The 17,417-nt window shown below is 52.9% G+C and carries 17 protein-coding genes; 11 read left to right on the top strand and 6 right to left on the bottom strand.

The annotated features are described in order from the left end of the window. The first annotated feature begins 28 nt into the window (after positions 1-28). Genes ACKPCT_RS14815 through ACKPCT_RS14800 form a run of 4 tightly spaced genes read left to right on the top strand, consistent with a single transcriptional unit; the run spans position 29 to position 4,953 of the window. Positions 29-1,315 carry a glutamate decarboxylase gene (locus ACKPCT_RS14815; RefSeq protein ID WP_319567285.1) on the top strand — a complete coding sequence of 429 codons (1,287 nt, stop codon included), beginning with the start codon at positions 29-31 and terminating at the stop codon, positions 1,313-1,315. Positions 1,316-1,340: 25 nt separating this feature from the next. Then, positions 1,341-2,411 (top strand): hypothetical protein, encoded by a 1,071-nt coding sequence (locus ACKPCT_RS14810; protein WP_319567284.1) that lies wholly within the window; start codon positions 1,341-1,343, stop codon positions 2,409-2,411. Between the two features lie 20 nt (positions 2,412-2,431). Next, positions 2,432-3,790 carry a PDC sensor domain-containing protein gene (locus ACKPCT_RS14805; protein ID WP_319567283.1) on the top strand — a complete coding sequence of 453 codons (1,359 nt, stop codon included), beginning with the start codon at positions 2,432-2,434 and terminating at the stop codon, positions 3,788-3,790. Then, positions 3,787-4,953, top strand: coding sequence for an MFS transporter (locus ACKPCT_RS14800; protein WP_090069680.1), 1,167 nt, complete (start codon positions 3,787-3,789; stop codon positions 4,951-4,953). Before ACKPCT_RS14805 ends, ACKPCT_RS14800 begins: the two co-directional genes overlap by 4 nt. Positions 4,954-5,120: 167 nt before the next feature. Here the strand turns inward: ACKPCT_RS14800 and ACKPCT_RS14795 are convergent, their stop codons facing one another. Beyond that, positions 5,121-6,047, bottom strand: a complete 927-nt coding sequence (locus ACKPCT_RS14795) for a LysR family transcriptional regulator (RefSeq protein ID WP_090069682.1) — start codon at positions 6,045-6,047, stop codon at positions 5,121-5,123. Between the two features lie 148 nt (positions 6,048-6,195). Between ACKPCT_RS14795 and ACKPCT_RS14790 the strand changes: the two genes are divergently transcribed. From ACKPCT_RS14790 to ACKPCT_RS14775, 4 genes are all read left to right on the top strand, one after another. Continuing rightward, positions 6,196-7,335, top strand: coding sequence for an alkene reductase (locus ACKPCT_RS14790; RefSeq protein ID WP_319567282.1), 1,140 nt, complete (start codon positions 6,196-6,198; stop codon positions 7,333-7,335). Between the two features lies 1 nt (position 7,336). Then, positions 7,337-7,789: a nuclear transport factor 2 family protein gene (locus tag ACKPCT_RS14785; RefSeq protein WP_210186663.1), complete on the top strand. Its 453-nt coding sequence runs from the start codon at positions 7,337-7,339 to the stop codon at positions 7,787-7,789. Positions 7,790-7,799: 10 nt separating this feature from the next. After that, positions 7,800-8,753, top strand: a complete 954-nt coding sequence (locus ACKPCT_RS14780) for a TIGR03571 family LLM class oxidoreductase (RefSeq protein ID WP_319567281.1) — start codon at positions 7,800-7,802, stop codon at positions 8,751-8,753. A gap of 337 nt (positions 8,754-9,090) precedes the next feature. After that, positions 9,091-10,560 (top strand): tyrosine-type recombinase/integrase, encoded by a 1,470-nt coding sequence (locus ACKPCT_RS14775; protein WP_319567280.1) that lies wholly within the window; start codon positions 9,091-9,093, stop codon positions 10,558-10,560. On the opposite strand, the gene ACKPCT_RS14770 is transcribed toward ACKPCT_RS14775, so the two are convergent. From ACKPCT_RS14770 to ACKPCT_RS14750, 5 genes are all read right to left on the bottom strand, one after another. Continuing rightward, positions 10,553-11,275: a GIY-YIG nuclease family protein gene (locus tag ACKPCT_RS14770; protein WP_319567279.1), complete on the bottom strand. Its 723-nt coding sequence runs from the start codon at positions 11,273-11,275 to the stop codon at positions 10,553-10,555. The two genes, ACKPCT_RS14775 and ACKPCT_RS14770, sit on opposite strands and share 8 nt — an antisense overlap. Positions 11,276-11,391: 116 nt before the next feature. Continuing rightward, entirely contained in the window at positions 11,392-11,958 is a 567-nt protein-coding gene (locus ACKPCT_RS14765; protein WP_319567278.1) for a recombinase family protein, read from the bottom strand. 161 nt (positions 11,959-12,119) lie between these two features. Next, on the bottom strand, positions 12,120-12,575 hold the full coding sequence (gene rnhA, locus ACKPCT_RS14760; RefSeq protein WP_319567277.1) for a ribonuclease HI: 456 nt from the start codon (positions 12,573-12,575) through the stop codon (positions 12,120-12,122). A gap of 235 nt (positions 12,576-12,810) precedes the next feature. Beyond that, positions 12,811-13,212 (bottom strand): hypothetical protein, encoded by a 402-nt coding sequence (locus ACKPCT_RS14755; protein ID WP_319567276.1) that lies wholly within the window; start codon positions 13,210-13,212, stop codon positions 12,811-12,813. A gap of 116 nt (positions 13,213-13,328) precedes the next feature. After that, positions 13,329-14,162: a ParB N-terminal domain-containing protein gene (locus ACKPCT_RS14750; RefSeq protein ID WP_319567275.1), complete on the bottom strand. Its 834-nt coding sequence runs from the start codon at positions 14,160-14,162 to the stop codon at positions 13,329-13,331. A 256-nt stretch (positions 14,163-14,418) separates the two neighbouring features. Between ACKPCT_RS14750 and ACKPCT_RS14745 the strand changes: the two genes are divergently transcribed. The 3 genes from ACKPCT_RS14745 to ACKPCT_RS14735 are packed head-to-tail and all read left to right on the top strand — an operon-like array spanning position 14,419 to position 17,379. Then, complete coding sequence (locus ACKPCT_RS14745; protein ID WP_319567274.1) at positions 14,419-15,933, top strand: type I restriction-modification system subunit M; 1,515 nt, start codon at positions 14,419-14,421, stop codon at positions 15,931-15,933. Next, positions 15,923-17,104 carry a restriction endonuclease subunit S gene (locus tag ACKPCT_RS14740; protein ID WP_319567273.1) on the top strand — a complete coding sequence of 394 codons (1,182 nt, stop codon included), beginning with the start codon at positions 15,923-15,925 and terminating at the stop codon, positions 17,102-17,104. Before ACKPCT_RS14745 ends, ACKPCT_RS14740 begins: the two co-directional genes overlap by 11 nt. Then, positions 17,104-17,379, top strand: coding sequence for a hypothetical protein (locus ACKPCT_RS14735; protein WP_319567272.1), 276 nt, complete (start codon positions 17,104-17,106; stop codon positions 17,377-17,379). The genes ACKPCT_RS14740 and ACKPCT_RS14735 overlap by 1 nt, the downstream gene beginning before the upstream one ends. Positions 17,380-17,417 lie beyond the last annotated feature (38 nt).

The raw sequence follows: 17,417 nt of genomic DNA, 5'->3' as shown, positions 1-17,417 counted from the left end.
GCGAAACGTCGAAAGATGGATGATGCCAATGCAAGAAGAGTTCGTCAGTTGCCTGAGCGATTTTGGAATGGCGCCGGCAAAAGCTTATCAGCAGATTTCTCTAGAGCTCGAAGGTGACGGTGATCCATATATGGATCTGGGTAGCTTTACAGCTGTGCGCATGGAGCCAGAAGCTGATCGCCTTATCTGCGATCATCTGGGCAAGAATCTTGCCAATCAAAATGAATATGGTGAAACCACGCACATTCATAAGAGGCTGGTCCAAACCATCGCCGATCTTTTGGGGGCACCGAATGTAGAACATGCAGCAGGGTGCTCCACGTCTGGGTCGTCTGAAGCCTGTGCCATTGCGATGCTGATGCATAAACTAATTTGGCAAGCCAGCGCATCACGCATCCAGTTGCAACGCGCTCCCAATATCGTTCTTGGCAGAAACGCACATTTGGTCTGGCGGAAATTTGCGCTTTATCTGGGCGTTGAAGTGCGGGAAGCGAGCTTCAAGAGGATCAATCGCTACCCACTGCAAAATGTCGTTGATCTGGTGGATGAAAATACTATTTGTGTGGTCGCCGTCATGGGCTCGACCTTTTCTGGCTTTTGCGATCCGATAGAGAAGATAAACGATGCGCTTATGAAGCTGAACGCGCGCAACGGCTGGAATGTGGGCATTCATGTCGATGGTGCCATAGGAGGCTTCATTCTGCCGTTTCTTGAAGATCCCGCAAAACCGGTATGGGATTTCGCTTTGCCTCTTGTCCGCTCAATCAATCTTTCCGGGCATAAATTCGGACTGGTTTATCCCGGTCTTGGTTGGCTCATTTTGCGAGACCAATCCATTATTCCTGATGCAATGAACATGACGGCGAGCTATCTCACCGGTAACACCCAGTCCTACGCGATTTCTTTTTCTCGTTCCTCATCTCTTGTTGTGGCGCAATATTTCAATTTCCTTCATTTCGGCCGCGCCGGATATGGAGCGATTATCGAGCGCTGTATGAAAAATGCCCGCTATGTTGCGGCAAGCCTGGAAGCAATGGGTTGCTTCGATATTATCAGCACCCTTTCATTGCCGGTTATTACTTTCAGCCTTAAGTCGGGCAGCGCTTTGACCGAGGAAGCGCTGTGCCGGGATCTTGGAGAAAGAGGCTGGATGCTCCCTCATTTTGCAATGCCGCAAAATATAGGCTGCAACGCAATGCGGATTGTCATTCGAGAGGACATGACCCGCAACAGACTGGATGCCCTGCTTGATGACGTGGCTGACATTCTGAGTAAGCAGGTAAGATGCATTCCCCCATTGAAGCACGCAATTTGAGATAATCGACAAGGAAAACAGAAGCATGACGCAGAGGGCGATGACTTGTAGAAGGCTGATTGCCGGCACGTTGTTTATCATGTTTTCGTGGATGATTGCCGCCCCTGGCTATTCTGCTCAGCCGCCGTCTTCAAACCGCGAGCAACTTGGAACAAAGGCAAGCGTTGCTCTCAACATCAACAAAATCTACGAACTTAATGAGTTGAACGAGACCTATGTGATCGACGGCTATCTTGTGACATCCTGGCAGGACGACGGGCTGGTGGAGCGCATAGAAAGCGGTGCAGTCGCCCCGGATGTCTATGAGAACAGCGCCATTGATAATTTGATAGCCGGTGGTCTACGTATTCCAGCAATTGAATTTATCAATGTGGTTGGGAACCGGTCCGTTGCCAACCGACAGGTGGTGATAGGTGAAGACGGCAAGGTTCTTTACAATGAGCGTTTTCAGGCCACCTTCTCAACCCCGATGGACTTTCGCAAATTTCCTTTCGACAACCAAATACTGACCGTTCAGCTGGAATCCTTTTCCTACGACAAAACCCGTTTTGAATTTGTCGACCCGAAAGTGTATCCCGAGTTGGTCAATATGGACATGTTGGCTGAATGGAATATCGTCGACAAACAGGTTTTCATCAGTGATCAGGACTATTCGCACCTGAGCGAAGACGGCAGCAAAACCGAATTCTCACGCTACAATCTGAATTTCACGCTTGAACGGAAATGCGACTATTACGTCTGGAACTTCATGCTGCCTCTGATCCTGATCATCACCTCGTCGTGGTGTGTCTTCTGGGTCGATGACTTTCTCACCAATATCTCGATTGCCTTTACACTCATGTTGACGGTTGTAGCCTTCACCTTTCAGGCAACGAGCCTTTTGCCGCGGTTACCCTACACGACCTTCATGGGGATGCTCACGATACTGGGCTATCTGAGCATCTTTGCCAGTATGGTTGTGATTGTGGCGGCCGAGCTCTTCGAGAGGAAATCGGAGGATTTTGACAAGGCTAAGCTTATGCGTAGTGCGCGGGTTTTCTATCCGATCTGCATTATCTGCATCATCCTGTTTCAAATTCGTATTTTTGATCTGTAGAACGCCAAGAGTGAGGCCCCATGGACATCATCAAGACAAGACCGAAAATGGAGGCTGCCATTCTTTCTGGTCTCGTGGTTTCCCTCATCTGCTTTCTGGCTTTTCTAATCTACAGCAAGTCTGTTGATGTGCTGGAAAAGGAGATCAAGATCGGTCTGCTTTCCAATGTGTCTGCCGCTGCGACAACCATTGACGGCGACCTGCACAAGACATTTGATAAGTCCACTGCGCGCGACGATCCGGACTATCTGGCAGCTATCAGACCGCTGGAGAAAATCCGTCAGGCATCAGCCAATATTCGGTATATCTACACCAATATTCTCAAGGGCGATGATGTCTTCTTCATCCTTAACCCCAGTCCTCAGAATGACAATGATGGTGATGGGCAACCGGATGTGCCTCCGGCCTTGATGGAACGCTATGATGACGCAGCCCCGGAGTTGATCGAAGCGCTGAAGTCTCAAAAGAAGGTCGTATCCGATCCTTACACCGATAAATGGGGCACCTTCATCAGCGCTTATGCGCCCTTCTATGATGCGCAGGGCGCCTTTGTTGGTGTGCTCGGAATGGATCTTCAGTTGAATGATTTCTACAGCCGTATCTATCCCATCCGGCTGGCTTTTGAGAAAACCGCCTTCATTGTGGTCTTTATCGGCCTGATCATCGGGCTGCTGACATGGATCTCGCGAAAATATGCTGCCTTTCTGGGCCAACAGAATGCCTTTTTGCAGTCACGACAAGCACAGAGAGGTGACCATCTTGCTTTGGTCAAACAAAACTTCATTGATCTGCTTGAGGTCTTTGCAAAAACGCCTCAGAAAGACGGCCTGACGCCTTTGATCAAGGTTTGGCTAGAGTATCTAAAAAGCACAGAGGCGCTCGTTCAAGATAAGGAAAATTTCCGAATTGATGCATTGATGGATGATGTTAAGGCCCGGATGCTCCCTTCCACATCCCTGACTATCTCGACTGATGAGGCTATTCCACCTGTTCTGCTGGCGGATAAGAACGTCCTTCAAGAGCTGCTCGTTATCTGTTGCACGCATATTGGAACAATGGCTGGGGCTAATACTGTAACGCTCGATATAAAGCGGCTCGATGAAGCTGTCGACAGCCTGACGTTTGCAATGGTGTTCAAGGCCCAAGGCCATCACCCAAGCGAGGGAATGTCTGATCGGAACTTAGAACCAGAGTACTCGAAAGCCGAACTCTACAGCGTGCAGGATCTCGAATTCTTCAAGGCAGTTGCCGCCGTAAAGGCAATGGGCGGCCATGTCAGTTGGCAGGAAGACACAGAAAACAATGAGAATTTAAGTCTCTCATTGGAGCTTCCAATAAGCAAATATGAAGAAGACAATGCGCGAGAGGCTGCCGAATGAAACAGATTACCCCCTTCATTCTGGTGCTTGCCGCCTTTGGCATCCAACTGTCATCAGGGATCAACTATATCACTTTTCCGCTCGTGCTCCAGTCGCAGGGAGCAACCAATGCGTTGATCGGCTTTATCATGTCCTGCGATATTCTTGCACTGATTGTCTTTTCGAGCAGGATTTCACTGCTTGTCAAAAAGCTCGGTGTGATCAACACCATCATCATCTGTTCTCTGGTGCGCTGTGCGGTCGTCTATTTCCTGTCTAACAATGACATGATTGTCGGCTGGATCGCAGGCATGTTCATCTATGGCCTCACGACCAATGCTCTTCTTGTCGTGGTGCAGACCTGGCTGAACATGGTTTCAGTTGGCAAACTCAAGGGCCTGATCATGGGGCTCTTTTCCTCGGCCCTATCGTTGGGTATCGCACTGGCCCCCATTATTTTACGCTTTACCGATATGCATAGCCGCTTGCCTTTTATTATCAGCAGTATGATTTCGCTTCTGGTTCTGGCAACCATGTTGACGGTTGTCAAAAGTCGCCCGTCTTTTCATTCTGACAAAAGGGCACGCATTGGCTTCGTTTTCAAACATGCCAAACTCATTCTTCTGTCTGCTGTCGTGGGTGGTTTTTGCTTTTTCGGGCTACCGTCATTTCTCACGATTTACGGCATCAAGAATGGCCTGAAGGCAGAAGATGCCGCTTTGTTGCTAACGATGTTTATGCTGGGAAGCGTTACTCTGGGCATGATTGTGAGCACGCTCTCTGCTTTTTACAGTCACTATCGTCTCGTTTTCATCTGTGTCTGTGTCTCGGTCTTCTGTGCTTCTTTCCTGTCACTTGCAATCTACTCTCATCTGTTTGTCGCTCTGGGCCTGCTTTATCTGTGGGGTGGCTGTATGGGGGGGATCTATGCGCTGGGGCTGAACATTATCGGTGAACAATTCCGCCAGGAGGACCAGATGTCAGCCAACATGTCTTATACGCTTATGGATGCGCTTGGTGGCATGATTGGCCTTTGTATCATCGGCACCAGTATGGATATTGTCGGTGCCGAGGGCTTGTCCTATACCATCGTGGTGGCCGCGATGTGCTATCTGGTCTATTTCTTCAGATCGATAGCATCCCGCTTTTCTGTTGTCCGCAATCTAGCCGACCCCGCAACATAAATTTTTCACTTCTTGCGAGCGTTGCACCCTGTTTAAACGGCAGCAATAGAGAGATTGCTTCGCCGCATAGTCTGGACACCCAAGGTCAGCGAATGGGTTGCGCGGGCAGTGGATGCCATTTTGCTTCGAATGCCCCTCAGAACCGCTCCTGTGAAAAGCAATGAGGCTTACAACCAGTAGGCAGAATCGGGGCGGGTGGCGTCTTTTACCAAGGTGTCGATCAGCGCTCGCTGTGCCGGTTTCAGGTAGCGCGATCGGGGCCATACCGCGTGAATGGGCATCTCGGCTCCTGCAAAGGATTCAAGAACAGGCACCAGTGCTCCGGTCGCGAGAGCACCTGTCACCAGCCATGTCGGCAATTGCGAGAGACCTGCGCCAGCCAGCGTGGCTTCCAGCATGGCATCACCGTCACTGAATTCGTGCCGCACCCTGATGAGGTGCGGCGTGGAGGTGCCATCTGGCTGGCGAAGCAACCAGGCTGCGGGGCTGTCTTCACGACGGCTGCCGATGATGCCATCGTGTTCAATGAGGTCCGCAGGCGTTTCAGGCTCACCGAACTGTGTGATATAATCCGGACTAGCGCAAATCACCAGTCGTTGGCGTCCCAGCCGCCGAGCCACAAGGTCCGCATCATCTGCCAGAGATCCGATCCGCACGACGAGATCTACTCCGTCGTTGATAAGGTTCACGCGTCGCTCCGTGAAGTTGACCGAAAGATCGAGCGACCGGTGCTCGCCCGCCAGTCGGGTCAGGACGGGCAGCACATGCCTGCGCCCGAATGCCGCTGGCAGGTGAATATTCAACCGTCCCGAAATGCGCCCGCTCTGTGCGACGACCGAGTCTTCAAGGCTGCGCACATCAGACAGAATCTCCGCCCAGCCATCGAAATAGCGCTGGCCTTCCGGGGTGAGCGACAGGCGACGGGTGGTGCGATGCAGGAGCTTTGTCCCGAGCCTTGCTTCAAGGCGACTGACGCTCTTGCCCACGGCCGAGCCGGTTAGTCCCAGCTGCATACCAGCCCCTGTGAAGGAACCGCTACGTACAGCTTCCACAAATTCACGCACGCCAGCAAAGGGATCAGTTGTGTTTATCATTCTGGAATCTCAGGACGGAATGAAGGGAATTTGAAGTATATTATAATTTTGAGAATGATCAATAGATTGAGTGGCAATGGCATGCCGATCTACGCAAACGACATGCAACCAAATTCTCTTTATCGGATCTATTGAAAGGACAGCTCTCATGTCCCTGCTCTTCTCACCTTTTGATCTTACCGGTCTTCAACTGCCCAATCGGGTGGTTATGGCCCCCATGACGCGTTCGCGCGCCGAGACCGGTGTACCGGATGATCAAACCGCTATCTACTACGCGCAACGCGCCAGTGCCGGCTTGATCATCACCGAAGGAGCGCCGGTCAGTCAGCAAGGCAACGGCTATCTCTATACGCCCGGCATTTACACCGATGAGCAGGGGGCCGGGTGGGCGAAGGTCACACAGGCCGTGCACAAGCGAGGCGGACGTATCTTCGTTCAGCTGTGGCATGTTGGTCGGGTTTCCCATACCTCGCTGCAGCCGGATGGTGCTGCCCCGGTGTCGGCGAGTGCATTGCGGGCGGAGGGAGCCCTTTCCTATGCCATCGGTCCGGATGGTCAACCCGGTCAGCAGCCGGCCAGCATTCCGCGCGCGCTGGCAACAGACGAAATAGCTGGCATTACGGCCGATTTCGTTGCCGCCGCCAAGCGCGCCATGCTTGCGGGTTTTGACGGGGTCGAGATCCACGGGGCCAACAGCTATCTCTTTGAGCAGTTTCTCAATGCCAATTCCAACCAGCGTACGGATCGCTATGGCGGCAGCGTTGAGAACCGGCTGCGTTTCCTCATGGAAACCATCGATGCAGTGGCTGCGGAGATTGGAATGAACCGGACCGGTGTTCGCATCTCTCCCTTCGGGCGGCTTTCTGGCATGACCGGATATGACGGAGAAGCCGATACATGGCTTGCCGTGGCCGAAGCTTTGGAGGCGCGCCAGCCAGCCTATGTCCATCTCAGTGACCAACTGACCATTGGCGGCGAAGCGATGCCTGCGGGTTTCCCTTCCCAGTTTTGCAAGACGTTTACAGGCACGTTGATTGCAGCAGGCGGCTTTACGAAGGAAACAGGAGAACAGGCGCTCGAGGACGGCGCACTCGACCTCATAGCTTTTGGCAAGCCTTTCATTGGAAATCCGGATCTTGTGGAGCGGATGCGGAATGACTGGCCGATCAACGAGGCACCGCGTGAGGCCTTCTATGGCGGCACAGGTTCTGCCGGTTACACGGATTTTCCCACCTGGCGCGAACAAGCGGACACTCAACAGACAAATGCCGCGCAGAAGGACAAGTAACATGACAACACAGACCGATCGCATCAACGCCTTGCTGGATCGCGAAGAGATCCGGGCATTGCGCCTTCATTATAGTGCGCTCCTTGATGGCGGAAAGGCCGACCGGATGGGTGAGGTGTTCACCACGGACGCCGAAGTCAAAGTGACTGTTGGCTCGATGAGTGGTCTTGAGGAAATCAAGGCTAGCCTCAAGGAGGCCTATCACAGCTTTGATACCCTCAACCGCGGCCACTATCCGTTTGTCCATGCGGTTGCGAACCACGAAATCACTCTGACCGGCCCGGATGCGGCAACCGGCAGCTGCTACCTGTTGGACTTTGTCACGGATCGCCAGAGCACCCTGCATCCCTTCCTGCTGCTTGGTCGGTATGAGGACAGCTACGTTCGTGTGAACGGCGAATGGCGCATTGCGCGCTCTGTACTTGATGTTGTCTGGCCCAATGATGAAGAGTGAGACGGTCGCCATGAATGATATTACAACGCCCCCGCGGAGCTTTTCCCGGGTCTTCTCTGAAAACCGCCTGACGGTTGGGCTGATCACCCCGATTGAATCCTATCCCGATAGCCCGTTTCCAACCCTTGATGATCATCAACAGGTTGCTGAACTGGCCGAAGAGGCGGGTTTTGCCAGCATCTGGGTGCGGGACGTTCCCTTTTATGACCCCAATTTTGGCGACGCAGCACAGATGCTCGATCCATTCGTCTATCTGGGTTTCCTGTCTGCGGTGACGAAAGACATCACGCTTGGTACCACCGGCATTGTTCTGCCTCTGCGCGAGCCGATCTCGGTCACCAAACAGGCGCTTTCGATGGACCGGTTGTCAGATGGGCGCTTCATTCTGGGCTTGTCGACGGGCGACCGGCCCGTGGAATATCCCGCCTTCAATGTCGATTTCGAGGATCGCGGTGCTCGCTATCGCGAGCAGGTGGAGTTGATCTGCGCCCTGTCTGAAAACCGTTTCCCACGGATCAAGACACAGCGCTTTGGCACCTTTGCAGGCAATCTCGATATGCACCCCAAGCCATTGAATGGGCGGCTTCCGTTGATGGCCGTTGGGCGCTCTCGACAATCCATCGAGTGGCTTGCGCAGACCATCGATGCATGGATCTGGGCGGTGGATGATGACGAGGCAATCCGCGAGATTATCTCGTCTCTAAAGGCTGCGGCAGGGGACAGAACGCCACCTGGCTACGGATACTCCACGTTCTTTGATCTGGATCCGAACCCGGATGCACCTTACCAGCGGTTTTACAATGTGGTGCGGATAGGGCGGTATGCATTGATAGACCGGCTTTTGCGCCACCGTGATCTTGGTGTCCAGCATATTGCACTCAACCTCAAGCCCTCGCACCGCCCGGCGCAGTCGGTCATCGAGGAAATGGGGACATATGTCCTGCCAGCCCTTACAGATGCATGATGGAAAACGAATGCCAGATGCTTGGCCCTTGTGCTGATCATCTGGCGTTTGAAAACCATCGGAAGACGGCTTGAAGAGAAAGCGGGGTCCGGAATGACGCCGAGCTTACAAGATGCTCGATGAGGCCTTGGTGATCGCAATTATGGAAGGAGTATCTATTTCCTCTTTTGATGAGGTTGTTTGATGCGCGTGGCAAGGGAGATTCTTTAAAGTTGAGTACCAGTATTGTATATCAACACAGCAAACCAACCGCTTGAAATCAAACGTTATGTATAGATATCAAATAGATGGGAAGAAATGGTGGAGCTAAGCGGGGAGTCCTTGCGGTAGTTTTTTGTTGAATGAAAACAGCAATGTATTGAAATTTCAATCTGTTGGGGGTAGCGCTCTGGGTACGAAGTTGGGTACGCAGGAGGTTGTTTTGGGGCGGTCAGCAGGAAATGATAAGCGCTATCTTGAGCAGCACGGCAATAAGTGGCGTGTCGTCGTCTCAGTCCCCCGAGAACTGCAGGACATTCTTGGGACAAAGCTCAAGAAGTCCCTAGGCACAGACTCTCTCTCGGTTGCCAATCGGATGAAATGGGGAGCCGTTGCTGAGCTCAAACAGAAGATCGCAGAAGCCCAAGATAAGACAACCTCCGCACCACATATCGAGATTGCTCTTGAGATGGCCAAGCTTCTCAAGGATGCCAGTACTCCGGAGCGTCAACATGAAATCGAAGAAGGGATCGACATAACGGGAGATATGCTCCGAGGTAGCGAAGTTGGGGAAGAACCAGACCCGGAAACTGGTGAGCCACAGCCTCGTTATAATCCTGAAAGTGAACGTAGGGCTGGTGAGTTCATACGCATTGCGAAGGGATTGGCTACGCCTATCGACCTCAGCCACAACAAATACCTCGATCAATTGACGGTCAAGCCCAGAACCAAAGCCGATGATATTCGCTCGATGAAACTGCTGAAAGGTTGGATGCAGGACAACGGTGTGGGGCCATTTCTGGAAACCATTGACAGCAAAACGGCTGTTCGCTTCATGGATGCACTTCCTGAGCTGACAAACGGCCTATCGCCAGTCACGCTTAACAAGTACATTCGACGCCTCTCTAGGTATTGGCAGTGGCTTCAGAAGAGAAGTGAAGTCGACCAGGACATTTGGAAGGGGCTTTCGCTATCGGTGCCTGTTACCCCGTATGATGAGGTGGAACGAGCTTTCACCGATGACGAGGTCATCACTCTTCTCAATGGAGACACAAGTCAGGCAATGCACGATCTCATGCGGATTGGGGCACTGACTGGTTGTCGTATCGATCCCATTGTTTGTCTGAAGGTGAAGGACTGCCAAGACGGCGTGTTCATCTTCAAGCCGCAGAAGAAAGAGAAGCGAGAACGCTCCTGCCCGATCCATTCTGACCTTGAACAGATCATTAAGCGACGTTGCGAGGGGAAGAAATTGGAAGATGATGTGTTTCCAGAATGGCCGTTGCCCAAAAAGAACTCCCAACGGGAGCGTTCATTCAAGGCATCGCAACAGTTCACTGACTATCGCAGAAAACTCGGGGTCGACGAAGTGATCCCCGGTAAGCGGCGGTCACTTGTCAATTTCCATTCATTTCGTCGGTGGTTCATTACGCAAGCAGAGAGAGCCGATCAACCTGAACATATCATTGCGGCAGTTGTGGGCCACAAGAGACCTGGCATGACATTAGGTCGTTATTCGGCAGGTCCGAAGCTTGAACAAGCGAGACGGTGCGTTGAAGCAGTGCATCTACCGGAAACTCTGATCACGTCAGTTGATTGTGCTATTTAGTGTCTTTGAGCACCACCAATTGATCGTAAATGTGCTCAACCTCTTCTGTACTTGTTCGGAACCACTCCGTACCCGGAGCGTTTGGCACTTTTCTGTTTGCAAACTCTAGGCTACGATGAATAGCTGCTTCTAGATTAGCGGAACTATCGGTTTTGAAGACTAGCGGAACAATCGGAATTTCGGAATGACCAGTTCCGAGTTGCTCCGTAATTCGCGATAAACCTACGCTGGTTCGACCGATCTTGATCGACCAAACCGCTTCACCTTTCAATTCTGCAAGCTCTTTGGCTGTTGGATAATAATAGAGATAAACCAGCTCATTGCCCTCTCCCAAGGTTTTTTCGGCTTGTATCTGCGCAGAAGCAGGACACTCAACCAAATTTTGGGTATTGCTTGCATCTTGGGGTAGCTCATTCGTGGTGGCCACGCTGGCATTGGTTTCATCGACGAGAAATTTATATCGACCATAGCCAATTTTTTCTGCTGCTCCTTGTTGTACCAAGGTCCTTAGCGCTTTCTTCCTCGTTGCGTTTGCATTCAACGCAATGGAAGGAAGACCACCCTTGTTCAGGTGAAATTGCTCTACCGCAGGCATGATATCTTTGCTGTCGATTGCTTGGCCGCTGAATATGATGAGTGCGATTTCACTTACGACTTTCGGTGTCAATCGGACATTCTCAAACCGATAGGCTTCTTTGGTATTCTCGTTATTCATCTTGATTATCTGAGCTCTTCTACTTCAGGCTGTTAGGTAAACTTAGCTACTTGCTTTTGGTATTGCATCACCGAAAAAACACTGATAGACGCTCAGACGCCTGAAGATATAGACGCTCAGACGCCTGAAGATCCTGGGCGGCTGGTTACCTTGTGAATGAGGCCCTTGGAGACGCCCATATGGTCAGCGATGCGTTGTAGAGCCCAGCCATCCTTGCGAAGTTGCCTGGCCTCGTTCTCCTGCTCACCGGTCATTACTGGCTTGCGCCCGAACTTGACACCCTTCTCTCGGGCTTTGGCGATGCCGTCCATCTGCCGTTCTTTGCGGATGTCATTCTCGAACTGAGCGAAGACGGCCAACATGCCGAGGAATGCTTTCCCCGCAGCATCACCAGTGTCGATGCTCTGATCCAGAACCTTGAGCGTGACACCCTTCTCTTCTAACTCTCTGGACAATTGAAGCAGGTGCTCTGCAGACCGTGCGAGGCGGTCAATCCGGGAGATTACCAGAGTGTCACCTTTGCGGATGTAGCGCATGCACTCCTTGAGCTGGGGGCGCTCGGTGTCGACCCCACTCCGCTTCTCTCGGAAGATCTCCTCACACCCTGCCACCTGAAGCTTCGCCTCCTGGACATCCAGGGACTGACCGATAGAAGACACTCTCGCATAACCGACCAATGACATTGTTCATTACCTCTGAGACTTAAATGACCAAAAATTTATGAACGGAAAATGACCGCATTGTCAAGCTGCCCTGTGGACGGTCACGAGAGTATACAATTGTGACCGTTGGGGCCTGGGGTGGGCAGGGCATCTTGTGACGCCCATGCCATTGTTGCGCAGGATCAGAGCCTGGTTCTTCGCTTGGTCTGCTTCTGCCGCTCTCTGCCTTGGTTGGCGAGGAGATCGGCTTTCTCGTTCATCTCGTTACCAGCATGGCCTCTCACCCATTGCCATTCGATGTCATGACGACTTGCTGCAGCATCGAGTGCCTGCCACAGGTCGACATTCTTGACATTCTTCCAATGTCGGGCCTTCCAGCTCTTGAGCCATTCGGAGGCACCCTTGATGACATACTGGCTGTCAGAGAAGATTTTCAGGCGAAGGGGGCGCTTCAGGGTGTTGAGGGCTTCGATCACTGCTCGGAGCTCCATACGATTGTTGGTGGTCCCAGGCTCTCCACCTGAGATCTCAAGCTGCCGCCTTGGGTTGCGGATGATAGCGGCATAGCCCCCAGGGCCAGGGTTGCCAGAGCATGAGCCATCGGTATGGATCGTGATGATGTAGTCGGGGTAGGTCATGGTTGGACCGGCCTCCATGTTTGAGAAATGTTGAAGTTGTTTGGGTAGGCTTGAGGCCCCCACAGGGGGGATAGGCGTGAGCCGTTAATCTGATTGGTCGCTCGGATTTTTGCTCCCAACATCCCGAATGAGCGCCAGCCTGTACAAAATGTACAGCCTAAGGAATAAACAGGAGGGTCGCTCCGGTTCGCAATGGGGACCCCAGCGGCAACACCGAGGTCTGCTCTTGATGCCCTCAGAATGGGAGCAGTTCTTCTTCTTGCTCGAGCATGTCTCTGCCGTACTCAAGCGCCTTGTCTGAGGCAAGCATGCTCTGGTGAATGATCCATTCGGTAATTTCTTCAGGGAGGTGGAACTCAATCCTGCCGTCCTCAAGAAGCGGCGAGAGGTGCCAGACTTCAGCGACGCGATAGGTATCCTTCCGGTTCGACATAATGAACTCATGAACGCCTACTTCCCGTTCGCACTGCTCAACGAAGTTCCAGGCATTCTCAGCTCGAACAAAGCAAGAGGCGATGCGCCGAAGCTCGTGGGTGGCATAGAACAGCTGCATTTTGCCGTTTTCTTCAAACCGGATGAAAAAGTTGAGTGGCATGTTGTCGAGGTAAGCGGTATAGATGTCGGTGATAAATCTCATGGTGTTTCCTTTGATTGTTTGATAGTGGCGAAGGGATTGCACCCCACCGGATATGAAAAAGGCCCCGCATGCATGAGCGGAGCCTTGGTGAAATTCAGGAGGTCAGTGAGCGCTGATCAGAAGTCAGTATCTTCGTCGTCCACCTCATCTGCAGGATCGAGGTCGAGGATCATTCCTAGCTCATCGTAAAGGCTCTTAGCGTTGCGACCGCAATAATCGACCAGGACAAGAGCGAGGAGAGATGGGTTGCTAGACAGCTTGGTACCGTGTGCTTTCGACATGCGATCAACATAAATGGCGACTTGTTCGCGAAGCCAAGCATCCTGGTCGAAGTCTTCATCTTGTTCCCGCAGCTTTCCCGCTGCTGCCTGCTGGGCTTTCCACCAGCTGTCAAAGGTATTTGCGTCATCGTTCAATGCTTTCATTACTTTCCTCATGTTGCTGATTTGGCCGTAGGAGACGGCAGCGGCTTCGACAAGCTGGGCCTTCGAGTATCGTTTTGTGAGTACCAGACGCCAAGCGAGGTTCTGCCGTTGCTGGTTGTTGAGTGGGAGGACTGCCTTGGAGTTGATCCGGGCGGCTTCAAGGACAGCCTTCTCAATGCTGCCTTCGAAATACCGGACGGGGATGTCCATTCGCTCTTCATCGCGGCGATAGGCTTCTAGGCGGTGATGCCCATCGATGAGCACGAAGCTGTCACCGCACGGCAGGATCAACGCCGGATCGAGATCAGCCATGCGCTCGAGTGCTCGCTTCAGTTCGGTTAGGTGATGTTCGGCTGGATCTTCGCCTCGGACGTTGAAGGCTTCCGGGCATTCGATGATGTCAGCTATGGGCAATCGATCAGGGCGATCCTCTCGGGTGCCTTTGGCGGCTTCCTCTGTCAGCTTGGCGATGGCCTCCGAGAGTTCATCGTTAGCCTCGGGTGGTTCTGTGGGGGTGTTTGGCATGATGCTCCTTGCGTTGAATGAGCGGTCGAAACCGCGTTTGGTATGTCACTAAACGCAACTAAAATCTGTAGTAGAAAATGATGGGTCACTGCTCGATAACAGTGTGCTTGAGAAAGGAGCCGTTGGTTGTGCTTTTTGAGCCTACCTGTCTGTGAAAGTTCGCCCTTCGGCCTCTTCCCTCCAGCCGTGCAACAGCCTAGTCTGTCCCGCATGAAGTGCTTCGCGGAGCACACGAGGAACAAGACAAGGAAGAAGCATGGCGGATCGTCTCGTCACCCAGGATCAGATCAACAAGGCCGCCTGGGCGGTGTGTGACACCTTTCGGGGTGTCGTGGATGCAGCGGATTACAAGAACTATGTCCTCACCATGCTGTTCCTCAAATACATCTCCGACGTCTGGAGCGATCACTATCAGGGCTACAAGGCGCAGTATGGCGACGCCCCCGAGCTGATCGAGGCGATGATGGCGAAGGAGAATTTCGTCCTGCCGCCTCAGTCGAGCTTCGGCTTTCTTTATGAACACCGGCATGAGCCCAAGAATGGCGAGCGCATCGACAAGGCGCTTCACGCCATCGAAGACGCCAACGGCACCAAGTTGCGCGATGTGTTCCAGGATATCAGCTTCAACTCCAACAAACTTGGCGACGAGGACCAGAAGAACGATACCCTGCGCTTCCTGCTCGAAGACTTCGCCAGGGATGAGCTCGATCTGCGCCCGAGCCGTGTGGGAGCGCTGGATGTCATCGGTGGGGCCTATGAATATCTCATCTCGCGCTTCGCCTCAGAAGCTGGCAAGTCGGCAGGGGAGTTCTACACCCCGGCAGAAGTGTCCACGCTCATGTCCCATCTGGTCGAGCCGAAGGAGGGCGATCAGATCTGCGACCCGACCTGCGGCTCCGGCTCGCTTCTGATGAAATGCGGTCGGCGCATTCTGGAAGAAACCGGCAAACGCACCTATGAGCTCTATGGGCAGGAGGCCATCGGGTCGACCTGGGCGTTGGCCAAGATGAACATGTTCCTGCATGGCGAGACCAACCACAAGATCGAATGGGGCGACACCATCCGCAACCCCAAGCTCCAAGATGGCAATGGCAACCTGTTGCATTTCGACGTGGTGGTGGCCAATCCGCCCTTCAGCCTCGATAAGTGGGGCATTGGCAGCGCCGAAAAGGACCCGCACAAGCGGTTCTGGCGTGGTCTGCCACCCAAAACCAAGGGTGACTATGCTTTCATCTCCCACATGGTCGAGACCCTGAAGCCAGACACGGGGCGCATGGCCGTGGTCGTGCCTCATGGTGTGCTGTTCCGTGGCTCATCAGAAGGCAAGATCCGTCAGGCGCTGATCGAGGGGAACCTGCTGGATGCTGTCATTGGTCTGCCCGAAAAGCTGTTCTTCGGCACGGGCATCCCGGCGGCGATCCTCATTTTCAAACACAATAAGCCAGACAGTTCGGTGCTGTTCATCGATGCCAGCCGGGAGTATGTTGACGGCAAGAATCAGAACAAGCTGGGCGAGGCGCAGATCACCAAAATCATCGAGACCTATCGCGCCCGTGGGACGCTCGATAAATATGCCTATCGCGCTAGCGTCGAGGAGATCGCCGAGAACGACTTCAACCTCAACATTCCGCGCTATGTCGACACCTTCGAGGAGGAAGAGGAGATCGACCTCGTTGCCGTGCGTAAGGAGCGCAAGGCTCTGAACGCGGAAATGGCCGAGCTGGAAGCACAGATGGACGCCTATCTCAAGGAGCTTGGTTATGGTGCCTGAGGGGTGGCGACGAAAAAGGGTCGATCAGCTGTTTCATGTTCAGCTTGGTAAGATGTTGAACAAACAAGCTAAAGTGGGCGGAGATCAACATGTCTATTTGACAAACAAAAATGTGCGTTGGGGAAGTTTTGCTCTAGCGGAGCTCAACTCGATGAGCTTTTCTGACTGCGAAAGAGAGAAATTTTCTCTTTGGGATGGGGATTTGCTCGTTTGCGAAGGAGGGGAAATTGGCAGATGTGCGATTTGGAGAGGAGCAGTTGCTAACTGTTATTATCAGAAGGCGCTTCATCGGCTGAGGCGTCGTAGTGATGAAGTTGATGTGGAGTTTGTCTTCAATGTTTTCTTGTTTGGGAGCACCAACAAACTTTTTTCCGGCCTTGGAACCCAAACATCTATCGCACACCTGACAAAAGAGAGACTTTCGGAGATATCGATCCTCCTCCCCCCGCTCCCCGAACAGAAGAAGATCGCCGAGATCCTGTCGACGTGGGACCGGGCGATTGAGGTGGCGGAGCGGCAGCTGGAGAATGCGCGGCGCCAGAAAAAGGCCCTGATGCAACAGCTCCTAACCGGCACCCGCCGCCTCCCCGGATTTGATGGCGAGTGGAAGACCGTGAAGCTGGGGGATGTGTGTGAGTTAGTGAACGGGAGGGGCTTTAAGCCACACGAGTGGAGTGATGAAGGCTACCCAATCATCCGCATTCAAAACCTAAACGGAAGCGATGAGTTCAACTACTACAACGGGTCATTCAATCCCAAGCTTTTGGTGGTTCCTGGTGATCTGCTGTTTGCTTGGTCCGGCAGTCGTGGCACCTCATTTGGGCCACATATTTGGAACGGTCCAAAGGCAGTACTCAATTATCACACATGGAATGTGAAACCACGAAGGGACCTCGATAAGGTATTTTTCTACTGGCTATTGCAGCAAATCACAGCAGAAATTGAGAACTCGGCGCATGGAGCTGCCGCTCTGGTCCATACTCAGAAGAGAGAAATGGAGAAGCGTCTGATTTCTGTTCCTCAAATTGAAGAGCAAAAGCAATTAGCTGAAACCATGGGCCTTTTTCTTCAAGATGAGGAACTTTGCTACAGAAAACTAGTCGGCCTCCGCTCCGAGAAACGCGCCCTTATGCAGCAGTTGCTGACGGGCAAGAAGCGGGTGACGGTTTGATGACCGACGTGAACGCCCCATGGAGTGCCTACCAGCAGGTCGTTGTCGAGACCTACGCGGCGACAAAGAGCGGCAAGAGCTCGAAGGTCCATGTGCGCCCCGTCGAGGGCGAGGTCTATCCCGCCACCATGGACGTTGAGTGCTCCCGCTCTATGCGCAAGAGCCATCCCGTTGGCACTTGCTTCCGCATCTATGCCAAGGAGACGAGCCGAGAGGGAGGCAAGCCCTTCCTCTATTCCCATTTCAATTGGCCCTATGAGGTGGTGAGTGGCTGACCTTTTCGGTGGCAAAAGCGCTTTTTGTTCAACCTCAC

It is taken from the genome of Cohaesibacter marisflavi, from assembly GCF_963665895.2.
GTDB classification, from domain to species: Bacteria; Pseudomonadota; Alphaproteobacteria; order Rhizobiales; family Cohaesibacteraceae; genus Cohaesibacter; species Cohaesibacter marisflavi.
Note: the sequence above shows the minus strand (reverse complement) of the source record. Positions and strands in the feature narration are given on the sequence as shown.

Bases quoted from the DNA above. Each gene is read 5' to 3' on its own strand.
- ACKPCT_RS14815 (WP_319567285.1), top strand. From the start codon at position 29: ATGCAAGAAGAGTTCGTCAGTTGCCTGAGCGATTTTGGAATGGCGCCG.
- ACKPCT_RS14810 (WP_319567284.1), top strand. From the start codon at position 1,341: ATGACGCAGAGGGCGATGACTTGTAGAAGGCTGATTGCCGGCACGTTG.
- ACKPCT_RS14805 (WP_319567283.1), top strand. From the start codon at position 2,432: ATGGACATCATCAAGACAAGACCGAAAATGGAGGCTGCCATTCTTTCT.
- ACKPCT_RS14800 (WP_090069680.1), top strand. From the start codon at position 3,787: ATGAAACAGATTACCCCCTTCATTCTGGTGCTTGCCGCCTTTGGCATC.
- ACKPCT_RS14795 (WP_090069682.1), bottom strand. From the start codon at position 6,047: ATGATAAACACAACTGATCCCTTTGCTGGCGTGCGTGAATTTGTGGAA.
- ACKPCT_RS14790 (WP_319567282.1), top strand. From the start codon at position 6,196: ATGTCCCTGCTCTTCTCACCTTTTGATCTTACCGGTCTTCAACTGCCC.
- ACKPCT_RS14785 (WP_210186663.1), top strand. From the start codon at position 7,337: ATGACAACACAGACCGATCGCATCAACGCCTTGCTGGATCGCGAAGAG.
- ACKPCT_RS14780 (WP_319567281.1), top strand. From the start codon at position 7,800: ATGAATGATATTACAACGCCCCCGCGGAGCTTTTCCCGGGTCTTCTCT.
- ACKPCT_RS14770 (WP_319567279.1), bottom strand. From the start codon at position 11,275: ATGAATAACGAGAATACCAAAGAAGCCTATCGGTTTGAGAATGTCCGA.
- ACKPCT_RS14765 (WP_319567278.1), bottom strand. From the start codon at position 11,958: ATGTCATTGGTCGGTTATGCGAGAGTGTCTTCTATCGGTCAGTCCCTG.
- rnhA (WP_319567277.1), bottom strand. From the start codon at position 12,575: ATGACCTACCCCGACTACATCATCACGATCCATACCGATGGCTCATGC.
- ACKPCT_RS14755 (WP_319567276.1), bottom strand. From the start codon at position 13,212: ATGAGATTTATCACCGACATCTATACCGCTTACCTCGACAACATGCCA.
- ACKPCT_RS14750 (WP_319567275.1), bottom strand. From the start codon at position 14,162: ATGCCAAACACCCCCACAGAACCACCCGAGGCTAACGATGAACTCTCG.
- ACKPCT_RS14745 (WP_319567274.1), top strand. From the start codon at position 14,419: ATGGCGGATCGTCTCGTCACCCAGGATCAGATCAACAAGGCCGCCTGG.
- ACKPCT_RS14740 (WP_319567273.1), top strand. From the start codon at position 15,923: ATGGTGCCTGAGGGGTGGCGACGAAAAAGGGTCGATCAGCTGTTTCAT.
- ACKPCT_RS14735 (WP_319567272.1), top strand. From the start codon at position 17,104: ATGACCGACGTGAACGCCCCATGGAGTGCCTACCAGCAGGTCGTTGTC.